The sequence below is a fragment of the Xenorhabdus beddingii genome (assembly GCF_002127545.1).
Classification (GTDB): domain Bacteria; phylum Pseudomonadota; class Gammaproteobacteria; order Enterobacterales; family Enterobacteriaceae; genus Xenorhabdus; species Xenorhabdus beddingii.
This window is the reverse complement of sequence record NZ_MUBK01000003.1, coordinates 239449-259134: the sequence shown is the minus strand read 5'-3', so window position 1 is coordinate 259134 and position 19686 is coordinate 239449. Positions and strand designations below refer to the sequence as shown.

The 19686-nt window shown below is 44.8% G+C and carries 16 protein-coding genes; 15 read left to right on the top strand and 1 reads right to left on the bottom strand.

Annotated elements, in window-relative coordinates:
- Positions 1–384: 384 nt before the first annotated feature.
- From prfC to Xbed_RS03430, 15 genes are all read left to right on the top strand, one after another.
- Positions 385–1974 carry a peptide chain release factor 3 gene (gene prfC, locus Xbed_RS03500; protein WP_086111559.1) on the top strand — a complete coding sequence of 530 codons (1590 nt, stop codon included), beginning with the start codon at positions 385–387 and terminating at the stop codon, positions 1972–1974.
- 215 nt (positions 1975–2189) lie between these two features.
- Entirely contained in the window at positions 2190–2603 is a 414-nt protein-coding gene (locus Xbed_RS03495; protein WP_086111558.1) for a BON domain-containing protein, read from the top strand.
- 356 nt (positions 2604–2959) lie between these two features.
- Positions 2960–4102 (top strand): patatin-like phospholipase family protein, encoded by a 1143-nt coding sequence (locus Xbed_RS03490; protein ID WP_086111557.1) that lies wholly within the window; start codon positions 2960–2962, stop codon positions 4100–4102.
- Positions 4103–4873, top strand: a complete 771-nt coding sequence (locus tag Xbed_RS03485; RefSeq protein ID WP_086111556.1) for a TatD family hydrolase — start codon at positions 4103–4105, stop codon at positions 4871–4873.
- A 339-nt stretch (positions 4874–5212) separates the two neighbouring features.
- On the top strand, positions 5213–6478 hold the full coding sequence (locus Xbed_RS03480; RefSeq protein WP_208612188.1) for a NupC/NupG family nucleoside CNT transporter: 1266 nt from the start codon (positions 5213–5215) through the stop codon (positions 6476–6478).
- 328 nt (positions 6479–6806) lie between these two features.
- A complete protein-coding gene (gene deoC / locus Xbed_RS03475; RefSeq protein ID WP_086111554.1) occupies positions 6807–7586 on the top strand; it encodes a deoxyribose-phosphate aldolase in 780 nt (259 codons plus the stop codon).
- Between the two features lie 109 nt (positions 7587–7695).
- A complete protein-coding gene (gene deoA / locus Xbed_RS03470) occupies positions 7696–9090 on the top strand; it encodes a thymidine phosphorylase (RefSeq protein WP_086111553.1) in 1395 nt (464 codons plus the stop codon).
- 79 nt (positions 9091–9169) lie between these two features.
- Positions 9170–10393: a phosphopentomutase gene (gene deoB, locus Xbed_RS03465; RefSeq protein WP_086111552.1), complete on the top strand. Its 1224-nt coding sequence runs from the start codon at positions 9170–9172 to the stop codon at positions 10391–10393.
- 78 nt (positions 10394–10471) lie between these two features.
- The gene (gene deoD, locus Xbed_RS03460) at positions 10472–11188 is read left to right on the top strand and encodes a purine-nucleoside phosphorylase (protein ID WP_086111551.1); all 717 of its coding nucleotides are present in this window, start codon (positions 10472–10474) and stop codon (positions 11186–11188) included.
- 727 nt (positions 11189–11915) lie between these two features.
- On the top strand, positions 11916–12452 hold the full coding sequence (locus Xbed_RS03455) for a fimbrial protein (protein ID WP_086111550.1): 537 nt from the start codon (positions 11916–11918) through the stop codon (positions 12450–12452).
- A 602-nt stretch (positions 12453–13054) separates the two neighbouring features.
- On the top strand, positions 13055–15712 hold the full coding sequence (locus Xbed_RS03450) for an outer membrane usher protein (RefSeq protein ID WP_244182395.1): 2658 nt from the start codon (positions 13055–13057) through the stop codon (positions 15710–15712).
- Positions 15713–15858: 146 nt separating this feature from the next.
- Complete coding sequence (locus tag Xbed_RS03445) at positions 15859–16617, top strand: fimbria/pilus periplasmic chaperone (RefSeq protein ID WP_086111548.1); 759 nt, start codon at positions 15859–15861, stop codon at positions 16615–16617.
- A 96-nt stretch (positions 16618–16713) separates the two neighbouring features.
- On the top strand, positions 16714–17277 hold the full coding sequence (locus Xbed_RS03440; protein WP_086111547.1) for a fimbrial protein: 564 nt from the start codon (positions 16714–16716) through the stop codon (positions 17275–17277).
- Between the two features lie 65 nt (positions 17278–17342).
- Positions 17343–18224, top strand: a complete 882-nt coding sequence (locus tag Xbed_RS03435) for an MrpH family fimbial adhesin (RefSeq protein ID WP_086111546.1) — start codon at positions 17343–17345, stop codon at positions 18222–18224.
- An 18-nt stretch (positions 18225–18242) separates the two neighbouring features.
- Positions 18243–18518: a helix-turn-helix domain-containing protein gene (locus Xbed_RS03430; RefSeq protein WP_086111545.1), complete on the top strand. Its 276-nt coding sequence runs from the start codon at positions 18243–18245 to the stop codon at positions 18516–18518.
- Positions 18519–18855: 337 nt separating this feature from the next.
- On the opposite strand, the gene Xbed_RS03425 is transcribed toward Xbed_RS03430, so the two are convergent.
- Complete coding sequence (locus Xbed_RS03425; protein ID WP_086111569.1) at positions 18856–19536, bottom strand: tyrosine-type DNA invertase; 681 nt, start codon at positions 19534–19536, stop codon at positions 18856–18858.
- Positions 19537–19686 lie beyond the last annotated feature (150 nt).

Below are 19686 nucleotides of genomic sequence, written 5' to 3'. Positions count from 1 at the left end.
TTGCATCATTTGCATCATGACTGATTGGTCCGCCGATTCCTCCTACAGCTTGACTGCCAACCCCATAATCCCCCACTTTCAGTGCTTCCCCTAAACCAACCTTTAATAGAAACGCCCGTATAGTTACAGTAACCTATAGAAAACGGCTAATGTCGCATTGTGGATTAAAAGATCAGCAATTATTCAGGGTGTTTTGTATTCAAAATGAGGGATTGTGGGGATATTGGTGGGGGTGGGTGAAAAGTGGGCGGTTTGGGGTTGTGATGGATCACGGTCACGTACAGAGGCATGCAGGATATAATTTGCAAAGGGACTCTATCAGTGTAAAATTTTCGCAAATTTATTTTCTGTACATGCTCTTGTACATAATTGGAAAAATTAACAATGCAACAGTCAATTTTCGCCAGTGAAGTAGCCAAGCGAAGAACATTTGCAATAATTTCCCACCCGGATGCGGGTAAAACAACGATTACCGAAAAAGTATTGCTGTTCGGACAGGCGATCCAAAAAGCGGGTACGGTAAAAGGCCGAGGCTCCAACCAACACGCTAAATCAGACTGGATGGAGATGGAAAAACAGCGTGGTATTTCCATTACGACCTCCGTGATGCAGTTTCCTTATGGTGACTGTTTGGTTAACTTACTGGATACCCCAGGGCACGAAGACTTCTCTGAAGATACTTATCGCACTTTGACTGCCGTTGACTGCTGTTTAATGGTGATTGACGCGGCGAAAGGGGTTGAAGATCGTACCCGTAAGTTGATGGAAGTGACCCGCTTGCGCGATACGCCGATCCTGACATTCATGAACAAGCTCGACCGTGACATTCGTGATCCGATGGAGCTGATGGATGAAGTGGAAAATGAGCTGAACATCGCCTGTAGCCCAATTACGTGGCCAATCGGCTGCGGTAAATCTTTCAAAGGTGTCTATCATCTTTACCTTGATGAAATTTACCTGTATCAATCTGGTCAAGGCCACACTATTCAGGAAGTTCGTGCTATCAAAGGGGTGGATAACCCTGAGCTGGATGCGGCAATCGGTGAAGATCTGGCGAACCAACTGCGTGAAGAGTTGGAACTGGTTAAAGGCGCATCCCATGAGTTTGATCAGGAAGCCTTTTTACAAGGTGAATTGACGCCCGTATTTTTCGGTACTGCATTGGGTAATTTTGGTGTCGATCATATGTTGGATGGCCTGGTTGAATGGGCACCGACGCCAATGCCTCGCCAGACTGATGCGCGTGAAGTGATCGCCGGTGAAGAAAAATTCACCGGTTTTGTCTTCAAAATTCAGGCCAATATGGACCCTAAACACCGTGACCGTGTGGCATTTTTGCGCGTTGTTTCTGGTCAATATGAAAAGGGCATGAAACTGCGTCAAGTCCGCATTAAGAAAGATGTTGTCATTTCTGATGCCCTGACGTTTATGGCCGGGGATCGTTCTCATGTTGAACATGCTTATCCGGGGGATATTATCGGTCTGCACAATCATGGCACAATCCAGATTGGTGATACCTTTACCCAAGGCGAAGAGCTGAAATTTACCGGTATTCCTAACTTTGCCCCGGAATTGTTCCGTCGTATCCGTCTGCGTGATCCGCTGAAACAGAAGCAGTTACTGAAAGGTCTGGTTCAGTTATCAGAAGAAGGGGCTGTACAGGTCTTCCGTCCACTGACCAATAACGATCTGATCGTTGGTGCGGTCGGTGTGCTCCAGTTTGATGTTGTTGTTGCCCGTTTGAAGAGTGAGTACAACGTTGAAGCGTTGTATGAACCGGTTAACGTTTCTACGGCTCGCTGGGTTGAGTGCAGTGATGTGAAGAAACTGGAAGAGTTCAAACGCAAGAATGAGATGAACCTGGCACTTGATGGAGGGGATAACTTAACTTACATTGCACCAACAATGGTTAATTTAAACCTGACCAGCGAACGCTATCCTGATGTTGCTTTCCGTAAGACTCGGGAACACTAATATTGTCATCTATATTGCAATATTCCTTTGTGGCCAACTATCCCGTTGGCCCTGCTTATTTAGCTAGTATCCTCTAACATCTTTCTGAGTTGCAGAATAATTCTCTGCTTTATTGAAAATATACGTTATTTTTTGTAAATCTCATTTTATCACCCCGCCATAGTTGACATACTATTCTGGTAACGGTTCTGGCTTATATTAAGGAAGGTGGTAGGATGAAAAATATCAAGTTTGCACATTCACTACTGGCCGTTGTTCTAGGCTCGGTACTGATCAGTGGTAGTGCTCTGGCAGCAGAAACTTCTTCAGAAAAAACCTCTCCAGAAAAGACATTGGAGAGTACAGGGCAAAAAGTTGATCACTCAATAGAAGACGCAGGGAAGAAAATTGATCACTCCTTGCAACACGCAGATGTTTATTTGGACGATAGTGCCATTACGGCAAAAGTGAAAGGTAAGCTACTGGAAAGTAAAGGCATAAATAGTAGTGATATTTCAGTGAAAACGGAAAAAGGCGTTGTCTACCTTTCAGGTTTTGTCAAAAACAAACATCAGGCAGCGAAAATAGCTAAAATTGTCCATGGAATAAAAGGCGTTAAATCAGTGAAGAGTACGATAGAGATCAAATAACAAGAGGTTAAAAAGCAATAACTAAAAAACGATGCATTAAAAAATAATGCATTAAAAAATAACAAGATATAAAAATAACCGAAATTGTCAATGAGAGTGGTGGATAATAAGCCACTCTTTTTACTTCTCTTCCTCAAATAAAATCCCATCAAATGGCGAGATTATCTCATCCGGATATTATTCACTGGCTGTATTTGGATAACTTGCTAGGCTAATATCTATTTATCGGCAGATGCCTTATTTTTTTCTTTAACGAAATTGTTACAAATGAGTTGTTCAAGTAACAATATACTGATAAATATTCAGCCTAATGTGTTATGCCTCAATGTCGGCATTGATTTTAGAGGAGGAAAAAAATGGGGAAACATATACCAATAACGCTGGGTAATATAGAACCTTTAGCTTATCGATCCCAGATTAAACCAGGAAAGATTGCCCTCGTTTGCGAAGGGGGTGGTCAACGAGGTATTTTTACCGCCGGTGTGTTGGATGAATTTCTCCGTCTTAGTTTTAATCCCTTTGAGTTGTTCCTTGGGACATCGGCGGGAGCACAAAACCTCTCTGCCTATATTTGTGGTCAACCGGGTTATGCCCGCAGGGTAATCAATCGTTATACAACTAATCCCGCCTTTTTTAACCCATTTCGCTTTGTTCGCGGTGGGCATTTGATCGATTTAGATTGGTATATTGACACCATTTCTGAGCAATTACCCCTCAATATTTCGACGGCTATGCGTCACTTTGATGCCGGGCGCGAATTCTATATGTGTGCCTGTCGTGCTGATAATTTTAAAGCAGATTATTTGCATCCTGATGACAAAAATTGGATGAACATTGTAAAAGCCTCCAGTGCCATTCCGGGTTTTTATCGTCATGGCGTGACCCTTGGCGACGTCGTTTATCAAGATGGTGGCATTAGCGATGCGATACCGGTGCAAGAAGCCTATCGTCGTGGTGCAAATACGATTGTGGTGATCCGGACCGTTCCGTCACAGTTGTACTACACGCCCCTGTGGCTCAAACGAATGGAGCGCTGGTTGGAAGCCAGTAGCTTGCAAAAGATGGTGAAGATGATCAATCTCCATGCCAAGAGTTACCGCCGAACACAGGAATTCATCAAAAATCCCCCGGATAATGTGCAAATTTTCGAAATTTATCCCCCTGCGCCATTGGCGGCGATGGCACTGGGAAGCCGAATGAGTGCATTAAATCAGGATTATCATCTGGGAAGGCGTTGTGGACGGTATTTTTTGGCTACTATCGGGCATACGTTTGTGGGAGGAAAGTTTGGTCTTGCGGAGCGTAAGAGCTATGGTGTGTGCCGTAGTGGTTTAAATGCTGATGGGGTTAATCACAATGGTTTCCGGCGAAACCATTCCCTGAATAATCTCAATCGCGCGATAGTTGAGACACCTGTGATAGTTGAGACGCCTGTGTCTGATATGATTGACAGTGCCCCATTGGCAGAGTCGATCATGATGGATAACTTGGGTAAGTAGATGTTTATTGATACACATTGTCATTTCGATTTTCCTCCTTTTGCTGGCGATGAAACAGCCAGTCTGGAACAGGCCAGACAAATGGGGGTCGAAAAAATAGTTGTTCCTGCCGTGAGTCAAATGAATTTCCAACGCGTTGTCACGTTGGCAGAGAATTATCCGGCACTCTATGCGGCACTGGGTTTACATCCCCTTTATATTCGTGAACATCAAAACGCGCATCTGGATGAGTTGGGGCAACGGTTACAGGAAAAAAGTACCCGATGTGTGGCGGTAGGTGAGATAGGTCTCGATCTTTATATGCCTGACCCACAGTTTGAACGACAAAAAGCGGTGTTGGAAACGCAGTTAACGTTAGCCAGGCAGCATGATTTACCGGTGATACTTCATTCCAGAAAAAGCCATGACCCACTGGCAGCCCTCTTACGGAAGCATAAATTGCCACGCACAGGCGTGATCCACGGTTTTGCGGGGAGCCTGTCTCAGGCTCAGGCATTTATCCGTCTGGGGTTCTACATTGGTGTCGGGGGAACGATTACTTACGACAGAGCACAAAAGACACGCAATACCATTTCACAATTGCCTCTGTCATCTCTGGTATTGGAAACTGATGCACCTGATATGCCATTATCGGGATTCCGGGGACAACCTAATCGACCAGAAAGAGTGGCACAGGTTTTTTCTGTCTTATGTGAATTGCGCCAAGAATCGTCAGATGAAATTGCCGGTCAAGTTTATCAGAACAGTATGGCACTATTTACATTGAGTTAACTTTAAGCCAAAGATTTTTCAACTGAGGAAACCTATGATGAGATCCGACAAACATTAATAATGCTTAACTTATGTTCCTCGCTTATTTATTCTCTTTTTTACCTTTTTCTCCGTAAGATCATCTAAACCCACCGAAACTAGACGGTTTTATGTGATGAAGATCTCATTTTGCATTTTTATATTACTTTTTGCTGTATTAATTTGTGATGTTAGTTGCTTGTTCCTTTTTGGTACTAGGTATAATCGGCTCACACACAATGTCAGTAGAAACTTATAGGATAACTGACATATTTTTTATTATTCATTAAGTGAACAGGGATTCTTCCAATGCAACTCCTTATGAGCCTGATCGGGATGGTAGTGCTGATTCTTATCGCAGTACTCTTCTCCAGTAACTATCGAGCCATTAAAATCCGTACTGTCCTGGGCGCCTTCCTGATTCAGGTTGCTGTTGGGGCATTTGTACTTTACGTACCCGCTGGTAGAGATATTCTGGGAGGAATGTCAAGAGGCGTTTCCAACGTAATTGGATATGGTCAAAAAGGCACAGATTTTATTTTTGGCGGACTGGTTTCCGACAAAATGTTTGAGCTGTTCGGTGGTGGTGGCTTTATTTTTGCCCTGCGTGTTCTGCCGGTAATTGTTTTCTTCTCCTCACTGATTGCAGTGCTGTATTACATGGGCGTTATGCAGCTTATCATCAAAATCTTGGGGGGTGGATTGCAGAAATTGTTGGGGACATCACGGACTGAATCTTTGTCTGCGACGGCGAATATTTTCGTCGGTCAAACCGAAGCGCCTTTGGTGGTTCGTCCTTATATTGCCACAATGACCCAATCTGAGTTGTTCGCCGTCATGTGTGGTGGCTTGGCTTCTGTTGCGGGTTCTGTGTTGGCGGGTTACGCATCAATGGGCGTTCCGTTGGAATACCTGATCGCGGCGTCATTCATGGCGGCTCCGGGTGGTTTGTTGTTTGCGAAACTGCTTGTACCGGAAACTGAAACCACCCACGATACCGCTGATGCGATGTCACTGGTTTCGGCAGAAGATCGCCCGGCAAATATCATTGATGCAGCGGCATCAGGCGCAGCATCCGGTATGCAATTGGCGCTGAACGTCGGCGCAATGTTGCTGGCATTCACCGCATTGATTGCTTTGCTAAATGGTATCTTGGGTGGTGTTGGCGGTTGGTTCGACTATCCTCAATTATCCATGGAACTGGTTCTGGGCTGGGTTTTTGCACCTATTGCCTATCTGATCGGTATTCCGTGGCATGAAGCGACTATCGCAGGTTCTTTCATCGGTCAGAAGGTGGTCGTCAATGAATTTGTGGCATTCATGAACTTTGGTGAATACCTGAAAGCAGACGATGTGGTACAGGCTGCGGGTCTGCAAGTGCTTTCTGATCATACCAAAGCGATTATCTCCTTTGCGCTGTGTGGATTCGCCAACTTGTCTTCTGTGGCTATTCTGTTGGGTGGCTTGGGTGGTATGGCGCCAAACCGTCGCGGTGACATTGCCCGTTTCGGCTTGAAAGCAGTACTGGCGGGTTCCCTCTCTAACCTGATGAGTGCAACCATTGCCGGATTCTTCATCGCGTTGTAAGACGCGGGGCAACGTGTATTAAAATGAATGCAGGTGGGATATCTCACCTGCTTTTGTTTTTACTGGAACCAAAAAATACTGGAACCAAAAAATACTGGAACCAAAAAATACTGGAACCAAAAAATAATAGTGCGGAGAGAAGGAACTCTGTTGTTGCTGTCGTTTATTACCGTCGTGTTTATTACCTTAGCAACATCTTCAAGGAACCAAGTCCGCTCGCCAACAAACGAACGTGTTAATCGCGCAAGATAACCTTTCGTTCAAAATAATCGTACAAAAGAATGAGTGAGCTGATTCAGTCACGATAATCATACCGTTGGAGAGTTTTATGACCGATTTAACCGCCGCCGCTCAGCGTGCGCTGAGTTTGATGGATTTAACGACACTGAATGATGATGATACCGATGAAAAAGTGACGGCACTTTGTCGTCAGGCTAACAGCCCTGCCGGACATACCGCAGCCATCTGTATCTATCCACGTTTTATTCCCGTGGCACGCAAGGTACTGCGTGAACAGGGAACGCCTGATATTCGCATTGCCACGGTGACTAACTTCCCGCACGGCAATGATGACATCGGCATTGCACTGGCCGAAACCCGTGCTGCCATCGCCTATGGGGCGGATGAAGTGGATGTGGTTTTCCCTTATCGCGCATTGATGGCCGGTAATGAGCAGGTGGGTTTTGATCTGGTAAAAACCTGCAAAACCGCCTGTGCGGAATCCGGTGTCTGGCTGAAAGTGATTATTGAAACCGGTGAATTAAAAGAGGCGGATCTGATCCGCAAGGCATCGGAAATTTCCATTAAAGCGGGTGCCGATTTTATCAAAACCTCAACCGGTAAAGTGCCCGTTAACGCGACACTTGAAAGTGCCGAAATTATGCTGAGTGTGATCCGTGACATGGGTGTTGGCGACACCGTTGGTTTTAAACCTGCCGGTGGTGTGCGGACTGCCGAAGAAGCGGCGCAGTATTTGGCACTGGCTGAACGTATCATGGGAGACACATGGGCGGATCCCCGTCATTTCCGTTTTGGTGCCTCCAGTTTGTTGGGCAGTTTGCTGACGACACTGGGGCATCAGGGGCAACAGCAGAGCAGTGGTTATTGAGCCATCATGACTCATTGGATACACGCTAATATTGGATACACGCTAATATTGGATACACGCTAATATTGGACACACTAATATTGAATACACATTAGCATAGTGTGTATTACTGCCATTCTTTTCAGATAATAATGATTGGGAGGTAGCTTTATTGCTGGCACAGGAAATTATTCGCAAAAAACGTGATGGTCATCCATTGAATGAGGAAGAGATACGCTTTTTCATTAATGGAGTCCGTGATAATACGGTATCTGAAGGGCAGATAGCGGCTCTGGCAATGACCATCTATTTCCATGATATGACGATGGAAGAACGTGTCGCCCTGACATTGGCAATGCGTGATTCCGGTACGGTCTTAGAGTGGAAAAAATTGAATTTACCCGGCCCCGTTGTCGATAAACATTCGACGGGGGGTGTGGGAGATGTCACTTCCCTGATGCTTGGCCCTATGGTGGCGGCCTGTGGGGGATATGTGCCGATGATCTCAGGACGGGGTTTGGGGCATACCGGAGGAACGCTGGACAAATTAGAATCTATCCCCGGTTTTGACATCTTTCCAGATGAACATCGTTTCCGCAGCCTGATCCGGGATGTGGGTGTCGCTATTATAGGGCAAACCCGTTCACTGGCACCGGCGGATAAACGTTTTTATGCCACGCGGGATATCACGGCAACCGTTGATTCCATCCCTTTGATTACCGCGTCGATTTTGGGCAAAAAATTAGCCGAAGGATTGGATGCACTGGTCATGGATGTAAAAGTCGGTTCCGGGGCATTGATGCCGACTTACGAACAATCGGAGCGGCTGGCGGAATCCATCGTTGAGGTAGCCAACGGTGCGGGATGCAAAACAACCGCATTATTGACGGACATGAATCAAGTGCTGGCATCCAGTGCCGGTAATGCGTTGGAAGTGCGTGAAGCGGTTCAATTTCTGACCGGGAAGTACCGCAATCCCCGATTATTGGAAGTCACTATGGCGTTGTCGGCTGAAATGCTGGTATCGGGGAATTTGGCCACCGATCGTGATGATGCCCGTCGTAAATTACAGTCGGCGCTGGACAGCGGTAAAGCGGCTGAAATATTTGGCCGCATGGTGGCAGCCCAGAAAGGGCCAACTGATTTTGTTGAAAATTATGCCCGTTACCTACCGACTGCGGAATTCAGTAAGCCGGTATTGGCAGGGCAACAGGGAATCATCGCAAGAATGGATACCCGGGCGTTGGGAATGTCGGTTGTTGCATTGGGCGGGGGCCGCCGTAAGGCAACCGATCCTATAAATTACCGTGTGGGGCTGAGTGATATCGTTGCGCTGGGTACAAAAGTAAATGCTGATACCCCCTTGGCGATGATTCATGCCAGTAGTGAAAATGCCTGGCATGAAGCCGCAGAAGCCGTGCGCAGCGCTGTCGTTGTTGAAAATATGATTGTTGAAAATACGATTGTTGAAAGAACCGAAACAAAAGCCACCACACCGATGGTTTATCGTCATATCGGTGGATAAACCACACAAGAATTGAAAAATCGATTTTAATAGCTGGCAGTTTCCGCATTGATAGCGTGAATTGACACAGGAGAAAATAATGAAACGTACATTCATCATGGTACTGGATTCCTTCGGTATCGGCGCGAGTGCTGATGCTGAAAAATTTGGCGACAAGGGATCTAACACTCTGGGGCATATCGCAGAACAATGTGCCCGTGGTGAGGCTGATATTGGCCGTCAAGGGCCATTGCATCTGCCCAACCTCAGCCGCCTGGGATTGGGTAAGGCGACAGAAGAATCCTGCGGAACCTTCCCGGTCGGTCTGGATAAAGAGGCCGAAATTATTGGCGCCTATGGTTATGCGAGTGAACTTTCTTCTGGTAAAGACACGCCGTCAGGTCACTGGGAAATTGCCGGTGTTCCGGTTCTGTTTGACTGGGGTTATTTCCGGGACGAAGAAAACAGTTTTCCACAAGAACTGCTGGATAAACTGGTTGAGCGCGCCAATCTGCCCGGTTATCTGGGGAACTGCCACTCTTCCGGTACGGTTATTCTGGATAAACTGGGTGAAGAGCACATGAAAACCGGCAAGCCGATTTTCTATACTTCTGCGGACTCGGTTTTCCAGATTGCCTGCCATGAAGAGACATTTGGCTTGGAACGTCTGTATGAGCTGTGTGAAATCGCCCGTGAAGAACTGACGCTTGGCGGATATAACATTGGCCGCGTGATTGCCCGCCCTTTTGTGGGAGATAAAGTCGGCGAGTTCCAGCGTACAGGCAATCGTCATGACCTGGCAGTTGAACCCCCCGCCCCAACCATGCTGAAAAAACTGGTTGATGAGAAACAGGGTGAAGTGGTTTCCATCGGCAAGATTGCAGATATCTACGCGAATGTGGGGATTACTAAAAAGGTTAAAGCGACGGGAATCGATGCCCTGTTTGACGCTTCACTGATTGAAATGGCGCAGGCAGGAGACAATACCATCGTCTTTACCAACTTTGTGGATTTTGACTCCTCTTATGGTCATCGTCGTGATGTTGCGGGTTACGCGGCAGCACTGGAGTTGTTTGACCGTCGTCTGCCGGAAATGCTGAAATTGGTTAAAGACGATGACATCCTGATCTTTACCGCTGACCACGGCTGTGATCCTACTTGGGCGGGATCTGACCATACCCGTGAGCATATTCCGGTGCTGGTTTACGGACCTAAAGTGACCCCCGGTTCATTGGGACATCGTGAAACATTTGCCGACATTGGTCAGACCGTCGCGAAATACTTCGATCTGACGCCAATGGATTATGGTAAGGCGATGTTTTAATTTTTGTGGAGACCCATTTGAATGGGGCTCCACATGTTCATCTATTTTGATACGTAAGAAAAACAAGGAAATAAACTTATGGCCACCCCACATATTAATGCTGAGATGGGCGATTTTGCTGATGTTGTTCTGATGCCAGGCGACCCACTGCGTGCTAAGTACATTGCAGAAACTTTCTTGGAAGAGGCTCGTCAGGTTAACAATGTTCGCGGTATGCTTGGCTTCACCGGTACTTATAAAGGCCGCCGCATCTCTGTGATGGGCCATGGTATGGGTATCCCATCTTGCTCTATCTATGCCAAGGAACTGATCACGGAATTTGGTGTTAAAAAAATCATCCGCATCGGTTCCTGTGGTGCGGTCAGTGAAGACGTTAAAATCCGTGATATCGTGATTGGCATGGGGGCATGTACCGATTCCAAAGTCAACCGCCTGCGTTTTAAAGATCACGACTTCGCAGCGATTGCTGACTTTGATTTGGTGCGTAATGCGGTTGATGCGGCTAAAGCGAAGAATATCAACACACGTGTTGGTAATATTTTCTCTGCTGATCTGTTCTATACGCCAGATCCTCAGATGTTCGACGTAATGGAAAAATACGGCATTCTGGGTGTTGAAATGGAAGCGGCGGGTATTTACGGTGTTGCTGCTGAATTTGGCGCAAAAGCACTGGCTATCTGTACTGTCTCTGACCATATTCGCACTGGTGAACAAACCACAGCGGAAGAGCGTCAAAACACATTTAATGACATGATTGAGATTGCGCTTGAATCCATTTTGTTAGGTGACAATTAAAAAAACGTAAGTAGTTTTATCGCTTTATTTTAAAACTAAAAGCCCTTTCCAATATTGGAAAGGGCTTTTTATTTATAATCGTGTTTCTATTTTTCCTGTTTTTCGGGTGACAGGGTTGAGTCCTTTATTTAATCGTCATTTTATTTCTGACTAAATCGATTAAAAAATGAATGAAAAGTAATGAATTTAACAAAATTCAAACTGAGTTTTTCAGTAATATCGATTCCAAATAATTAGTTTGATAATTATACTGAATGAGCGCATATAGTTGTGTTTGTTTTGTCTTAAATAATAAAATTGATAATAAAATCTAAAAGTTACAGATATGTCGGGATAATTAAGTATATTCTATTTTTGAAGAGATAAAATAGAACGATAAAGCAACGCCAATTAAGATTCTAAATTACTAAACATTGTTCGATATAACTCAGGGGAATAATCTGAAATAAAAAAATTATTAGTAAAATATCCTACTCATAACGCGTACTTTTTTGTAAAAACTCATATTTAATATGATGTTAAGAGACATAGTCAGTTTTATCATCTGAAATTTGACTTAGGAACTGTTCTGTTGAATGATATTGGCGGTTTGGTTCATTTTGACAACTAATGAATTGCGTCAAAAAACTAAATAATCATTCGCCTAAGTGTCAGAAATTAATTTCTGATCTTCGGCTTCCTTTTGGCTATCAGTATCTATTTTACAATTAAAGGCATAAGTTAAATTATGAAACTTAACAAATTGGCAATGGTTTTGGGTCTGGGTGTGGCTTTAACTGCGGGTGCAGCAAATGCAGCACCTACTCAAGGTAACGGTACCGTTAAATTCACGGGTTCTGTCATTAATGCACCTTGCTCAATCAAAAACACCAACATTGAAGTTGATCTGGGTGCAGTGAGCAGCGTTGCCCTGAGAAATGGGGGTCAATCCGCTTCTAAGCCTTTCCAGATTGAATTACAAGACTGTGAGCTGAAGACTATCGAGAAGATCGCAACCACTTTTACTGGCCCTGAAGCCGACGGTAATGTCAAAGGCTTGTTGGCTCTTGAAGGTGCGGAAGGTGCTGGCATCATGATTACTAATCATGGTAACAAGCATATTCCTCTGGGCCAGGAATCAGACGGCATGTCTGTGTACGATGGCAATAACACTCTGCATTTTGCTGCCCGCCTGAAAGGTCTGCAAGGATCAGAAGCTCAAGATATTACAGTGAAAACAGGTTCTTTCACCGCTATCGCAAACTTCACTTTAAACTACCTGTAATATAACGAGTTGACAGGTATTTTTTAGTTGTTGAATATCAGGGAACCTAGCGCAATTTCATCATGAGTTTCCTGATAACACTTACAGGGTATTTCTTGCATATTATGTGTTAGCAGTATGGTACTACGATACTCCGTAACGCGATCTGTTTTATTGATATAAATCAAGATTACTTGTTATTGAGTAAACAGTGAGTGCTATTAACGAAAAGATGCCGATAAAGGTAAATTGAAATACCCTTTTTTATTTGTTTAATCTACGGTGTGCTCTATTGGCTGTATTCAGAAAATGGCTGAATTCGGAAAGTAAAAGTTCTTTGCCATTTTAAAGTAATTTTAATGGCATACCGATGGTGACCTGTTTTCTCTATTCCCCGCAGTACGGTAAAGCCAATGAAACATAGACAGACAACGTGACATATTACGGATAAAAGCAGGACATGTGGCTACCTCTGCAACCTCAGTATCGGTCAGGGCCCTCAATTTAGAGCGATGAATTTTAATGATGCCATGTACTTGATGAAAACCCCTATACGCTTGGCAGTATCAAACAGCGGCTAAATTCAACTTGGATTATTAACGATTCATTGTTTAGAGGATGCTATGGCTTTATTTTCAGATTCTATGGATCATGATTTTTCATCCAGTAATAAAAAAATAAACAGTAACAGAAAAAACCTATTTAATAAAAGTGAAGTGGTTAATAAAAATAAGTTAGTTAATAAGATAAACCACTTAATCTACGGAATTAAACCGCTTTCTGCTTGCATACTGTTGGCATTATCTGGTATTCAGGCCGCTTATTCTAAGCCGTCAATTGAATTTAATACCGATGCGCTGGATGTCAGTGAACGTTCCAATATCGATTTGGATAAGTTCGCACGCGCGGGTTATATCATGCCGGGTAACTATATAATGGGTGTCCGGGTGAATAAAAATGAATTCCCGGAAATGTATGCCATCGATTTCATTGCCCCCCCTGATGATCCGCAGGGTAGTGAAGCCTGCCTATCTCCCGAATTAGTGAAACTCATTGCGCTGAAACCAGAGTGGGCAGAAAAACTGGGTTGGCAGAATGAGGGGAAATGTCTGGATCTCAATACGCTGCCGGGCATATCGGCCAGAGGAGATTTGGCGACTTACACGCTGTATTTAATCATTCCTAAAATCTATCTGGAATATGATTTGCCAGACTGGGACCCGCCTGCTCATTGGGATGATGGGGTCCCCGGATTGCTGTTTGACTATAACCTTAACGCACAAACGTCCAAACCCGTTCACGGCAGCCGTAACCAACAGATAAGCGCTATCGGGACAGCAGGGATGAATGCCGGAGCATGGCGTTTTCGGGCTGATTGGCAGGCCCGATATCATCGTTTCAAAACCGATGATGATAAGTCGGAGCGCTCTGGTGGAAGGGATCGTGAGTGGGATTGGAACCGTTACTACCTGTATCGTGCGCTCCCGCGTTTGGAAGCCAAACTGACATTGGGCGAAGATTACCTCAACTCCAGCATTTTCGATAGCTTCCGCTATACGGGCGTCAGTTTGGTGACTGATGAAAATATGTTACCCCCTAATTTGCGTGGGTACGCGCCTGAAGTCACGGGGGTCGCGCGGACGAATGCCAAAGTGACGGTCAGCCAGCAGGGAAGAGTATTGTATGAAACTCAGGTCGCCTCTGGCCCATTCAGTATTCAGGATCTGAGCGATGCGGTGGCAGGAACACTGGATGTCAGAATCGAAGAGCAAGACGGTGGTATCCAGACATTTCAGGTCAATACCGCGACGATTCCGTACCTGACCCGTCCCGGACGTGTGCAATACAAATTCGCCGGCGGTCAATCGACGAATGACAAACACCGTCGTGAAGGACCCGCGTTTGGTCTGGGTGAATTCTCTTGGGGAATAAACAACGGCTGGTCACTGTATGGCGGCCTGTTGGCGGCTGGGGACTATAACGCCTTGTCATTGGGGATTGGCCGTGACTTGATGATGTTTGGTGCTCTGTCGTTTGACGTGACCGAATCAAGGGCAAGACTGCCGGGAGAGAACCAAACTCTGACGGGCGGATCTTATCGCCTCAGTTATTCGAAACGTTTTGATCAATACAATAGCCAAGTGACATTTGCCGGGTATCGCTTCTCTGAGCGCGATTTCATGAATATGGGACAGTATATTGGTCGTCGCTATCGCAATGCTTCTTCCGATGGCGGCGGCAAAGAGCTATATACCATTATGTTCAATAAACAATTTATAGATATCGGTCTGAGCGCCCACCTTAACTATAGCCATCAGACCTACTGGAATCGTCCGACCAATGATCGCTATAACATTTCCTTATCCAAGTACTTAGATATTGGGCGTTATAAAAATATCAGCGTCAATCTATCCGCTTACCGCAATAATTTTGACAATAAAAAAGATGATGGCATGTACCTGAATTTTTCCATTCCGTGGGGAGAAAGCGGCACTTTCAGCTACAACGGAATGGCTAATCGTCAGGGGAACTCTCATAGGGTGGGTTATTTTGACCGTATTGATGATCGCAATAACTATCGCATTTCAGCGGGAACGAGTATCGCTGGCAGGGCATTAGCTGATGGTTATTATTCCCATTATGGCGACACAACCTTGCTGACGGCCAGCGCCAGTTATCAGGCGGGGGGCAATACGGCGGCGGCGCTTGGTCTGCAAGGTGGCGTGACGGTCACAGCAAAAGGGGCTGCGCTGCACCGCATCAATATGCCTGGCGCGACTCGCCTGATGGTAGATACAGAAGGTGTCAGTCATGTGCCGATTCGGGCGTTCGGTTCAGCGGTGCATACCAATTACTTTGGTAAAGCCGTGCTGGTCGATGTGAACAACTACTTCCGCAATACGGCAAATATTGATTTGGATAACTTGCCGGATGATGTAGAAGCCCTGCGCTCTGTCCAACAGGCAACATTGACGGAAGGTGCCATTGGTTATCGTAAATTCCAGGTGATGTCAGGGATCAAAGCGATGACGTTTATCCGGTTGCCTGACGGTTCATTCCCGCCTTTTGGTGCTTCAGTCGTGAATGCTGCGCAACGTGAAATCGGGATTGTCAGTGATGATGGACATGCTTACCTGAGCGGCATGAACCAAGGTGAAAAATTGAAGGTGCACTGGGATGGGCGTGCCCAGTGTGAAATCACCGTGCCGGATGAAATTACGGCAGAATCTTCAACGGCTATTTTGTTGCCCTGTCAGTTTTTAAAAGGCGAAGATAAGTAAAATGCAATAAATCAATCCGTTAAATCAATCCGTTAAATCAATCTTGGTAAGCGTAAGATACTGATTTTTTTGATACGGGAAGTGCTGGCATGAGTCAGCACGGCAATATAAACCTGAGCCTCTTTTGAGCATGAGCAAATGACACTATGAAACTGAAAAAAATTCTAATGATAACTGCGGTGGCCATAACCAGTCTGATGTCAGTCCATCAGGCTATGGCGGCGATAACGCTGGATCGTACCCGCGTGATTTTTAATGGAAATATGAAATCCGTCAGTCTGAACATTGAAAATCAGCATCTTGATTTGCCTTATTTGGCCCAGTCATGGATTGAAGATGACAAGGGAAATAAGATCAACAGTCCACTTGTTGTTGTTCCGCCGGTACAACGGGTTGAAGCCGGGGCAAAGAGTCAGGTTAAAATTCAGGCATTGCCGGCCATAGCCCAATTGCCACAAGATCGCGAGAGCTTGTTCTATTTCAACATCCGCGAAATTCCACCCCGCAGTGAAAAGCCTAATGTACTGCAACTTGCCTTACAGACGCGGATTAAATTGTTCTACCGCCCTGAAGCGGTCATTGCACGCCGTATTGATCTTGATAATCCATGGCAGGAAAAACTGACTCTAACCCGCGAAGGCAATGAGTATGTGGTGAATAACCCAACCCCTTATTACATCACGATTTCAGAAGTCTCGAATCAGGTGGGGGGAAAAAGTGTCGAGGGTTTTCAGCCGGTGATGCTGGCACCCAGAAGCAGTGAAAAACTGACTGCAACAGCTAATGCATTAGGGAATACGCCAGTACTGACCTACGTCAATGATTATGGTGGACATCCACAGTTAACATTTAACTGTAGTGGCAATACTTGTACCGTGACAAAAATCGTGACGGAAGGAAATTGATTGGGCTGTGCAGATGATGCTTCATCAACACAGAACTCACCGGAATGCAGTGAGTTTCTTTCGGTCACTGGCTGGATAAATCTAGGGTAAATAATAATGAATCCGTTAAGCAGCAAATTATCCCAATGTGTATTGCCAGCGTTGTTTCTTTTTGGCATGAGCAGCCAGCAAATTGCGTATGCGAATGGCAATCTACAGCGAGATGTCAAGATTACGTTCACGGTACTTGCCCCTGCTTGCTCGATTAAGGCGGAAGATAAAGCGATGGAAGTGTATTTGGGAGAGATCCTTGATCGTGATCTTTATGCGAAAAATCGCACGGCCGGCCAGCCATTTTATCTGAATTTAGAGAATTGCGACCCGCGTATAACAAAGCGCATGAAAATTAAGTTTTCAGGCCAGACGAGCCGGGAATTACCGGAATTGCTGGCTCTTGGCCCTGGCAGCCGCGCTCGTGGTATCGCCATCGGTATGGAAAAAGTCGATGGCACTCCGATGCCATTCAATAAAACCAGTGAATTCCCGTTATTAGCCGATCGTCGAAATAACATGATTACGTTTCAGGCTTATGTACAGGCTGAACCCAGTGCTCTTCGACAACATAAAATGGGTTCTGGAGAATTCAGTGCCATTGCGACGTTTGAAGTTAACTACGACTAGTCATGCTGACTGGTTTTTAACCCACGATCTTGAATCAGAATTAAAGGCTATTTGGAAAATAAGCTATGCGCCATATTAAAAAATCGTTGTTGAAACTAGCGGCTTTGTTGTTCTTATTCAGCACCACCCATGTCTATGCCGGGGCTTATGTGATGCCGGTTAATACGGTAGCACATGGTAGCAGTGGTATGGCTGACACGACCATGCAAATTGTGGCATGGACAGAAGAAGAAGGGTTCCCGAATCCTTGCTATAGAAAAGCTAAGTGCTATGTTGGCCCTGATGTTTGGTACAAAGTAAAAGTAGATAATAGTTCTAATCGGGGTCCGTCTATTCCTAATCCGGGGATGCAAGGCTCTTGTGACTATGCAAAAGTATGCTTGGAAAATGCAGGAAAATATCCGACAACGGCGGATGTTATGCGAGCCTATAAACAGAAGCTTGGGATCCCCAAACAGGTTACTTTTACTATTATGTCGGCGGATGCAGATTGTATCGGTTTGTTTTATACAACTGAGATAACCGGAGGATATGATGGTAAGGCCCGAATATTCCCGAATTCCACCTGCAATAAAATGCCACCACCGAATCAAACTTGTGAAATCCACGTACCTTCTGAAATTGCCTATGGAGAGTTAATTGCTCCAGAAGTGAATAACGCCAGCCGGACTGTTAATGGTTATTTTAAATGTGCTCTTCCCGACAGCAAAATACAGTTGCACGCGACATCACGCGAGGGTGAACCCAAAGTTTATTTTGATGCCCATAGACAAATGTATGCGACATTGCAAATTAATGATAAAGACGCCACCCATGGAATCAATGTCGCAGTTAAAAAGCACAATGGGGTTACACCTTTCACCCTCAAATCAATACTGCACACGGTAACTCCACCAAAAGCCGGTAAATATGAAGGCACCGCAATCGTCTATTTAACGTTTATTTAAATTGAGAGCAGAGATATCATGCAAGTCAGTATGCTGGTAGGAAAAAGAATCCAAATAAAAAGAAGAGAAATTGGAGTGACTGCAGCAGAGTTGGCAGACAAAATTGGCGTGAGTCATCAGCAATTGTCACGTTATGAACGAGGAACCAATAAAATCAGTCTGGAGCATTTGGTCGCTATTGCCATTGTTCTGGAAACTCCTGCGGAATGGTTTTTGGAGGACTGTTTTACTCCCCCTAAGGTTCATATGAATAATCAATATGCCTACGTCGCGGAAACAATATTGGGATCATAATACGGGATTTATCCTGATATCAGTCAGAAAGAAATTAAGGTATCAAAAATCTCAGCCATTCCTAAACAGGAATGGCTTTTTTTTCATTAAATCCTCTTGGGAAAATAGAAGGCGATAGCCCACCAAATGGTTAACATTTAGTACCAAACTGTTAACCCAGGATGATTAGGCTTAAATAGGCTATTGTTTTAGTTTATTATTCCAATATAAATAATTTTTTTGACTGATATCGCTTTCGATGTCGAACAATCTAAAATTTTGTTTAACGTGAGGGTAAAAGGATAATATCTTTGTCAGGAAAAAATAAGGTAGGGGATTCAAATATGGCGGGGGTTTTTTAAATATAAATCAAGGTGTTATTTTGATTTTTGCAGGAGAGATGACGATAAATAGGGTTGAAAAAAGGGGAGAATTTATTGGTTAACAGTTTGGTACTAATTGTCGACAATTTTCGTTTCCCTTTGTCTTGCCATATCGTTTCGAAGCGACCTGCATTACTCGCGGTGTAGCGAACCGTATGACGAATATTTCGATGGCCTAAATAGTCCTGAATCAGGCGGGTGTCCACGCCATTATCCGCCAGAGCATAGCCGCAAGAATGTCGTAACATGTGCGGATTCGCGCAAACCGCTAAATTGGCCTTTAAACTGGTTTGTCGAATGATTTTATAAAACTGCTGGCGTGACATGCGTGTCCCTGTTCGTGACAAGAATAACCAGTCACTTTGACCGCTGTTTTTGTAATTCTGGCGAAGCGAAAGCCATTTACGTATTAATTGAATCTCTCGCGCTACCATTGGGTGGATCGTGGAAAAGCCATTTTTCAATCGTTGCACTCGCAGCTTTTTATCCTCCAAATCGATATCAGACAGTTTCAATCCCAGTAATTCAGATACCCGGAAACCATGAATGAAGCCCATGAATATCATGCAGATATTGCGATCGGCATGAGGGTGTTTTTCCAATTCTTTGAGCAGCCCTTCAATTTCCGAGTGGGTTAAATATTTACGCTTTAATATAATGTTTGACACAGTATTCGACTCCCTATGATTATCAAAGATGCCTACTATGATTGTTGCTGATTATTCACAGACTGCAATATTAAGCATCATTAATAAACAAAACATAAATAAAACGACTTCCTTACGGGTTGGATTTCCAACGTTGGG

Coding starts and splice junctions, on each gene's coding strand:
- prfC (WP_086111559.1), top strand. CDS start 385: ATGCAACAGTCAATTTTCGCCAGTGAAGTAGCCAAGCGAAGAACATTT.
- Xbed_RS03495 (WP_086111558.1), top strand. CDS start 2,190: ATGAAAAATATCAAGTTTGCACATTCACTACTGGCCGTTGTTCTAGGC.
- Xbed_RS03490 (WP_086111557.1), top strand. CDS start 2,960: ATGGGGAAACATATACCAATAACGCTGGGTAATATAGAACCTTTAGCT.
- Xbed_RS03485 (WP_086111556.1), top strand. CDS start 4,103: ATGTTTATTGATACACATTGTCATTTCGATTTTCCTCCTTTTGCTGGC.
- Xbed_RS03480 (WP_208612188.1), top strand. CDS start 5,213: ATGAGCCTGATCGGGATGGTAGTGCTGATTCTTATCGCAGTACTCTTC.
- deoC (WP_086111554.1), top strand. CDS start 6,807: ATGACCGATTTAACCGCCGCCGCTCAGCGTGCGCTGAGTTTGATGGAT.
- deoB (WP_086111552.1), top strand. CDS start 9,170: ATGAAACGTACATTCATCATGGTACTGGATTCCTTCGGTATCGGCGCG.
- deoD (WP_086111551.1), top strand. CDS start 10,472: ATGGCCACCCCACATATTAATGCTGAGATGGGCGATTTTGCTGATGTT.
- Xbed_RS03455 (WP_086111550.1), top strand. CDS start 11,916: ATGAAACTTAACAAATTGGCAATGGTTTTGGGTCTGGGTGTGGCTTTA.
- Xbed_RS03450 (WP_244182395.1), top strand. CDS start 13,055: ATGGCTTTATTTTCAGATTCTATGGATCATGATTTTTCATCCAGTAAT.
- Xbed_RS03445 (WP_086111548.1), top strand. CDS start 15,859: ATGAAACTGAAAAAAATTCTAATGATAACTGCGGTGGCCATAACCAGT.
- Xbed_RS03440 (WP_086111547.1), top strand. CDS start 16,714: ATGAATCCGTTAAGCAGCAAATTATCCCAATGTGTATTGCCAGCGTTG.
- Xbed_RS03435 (WP_086111546.1), top strand. CDS start 17,343: ATGCGCCATATTAAAAAATCGTTGTTGAAACTAGCGGCTTTGTTGTTC.
- Xbed_RS03430 (WP_086111545.1), top strand. CDS start 18,243: ATGCAAGTCAGTATGCTGGTAGGAAAAAGAATCCAAATAAAAAGAAGA.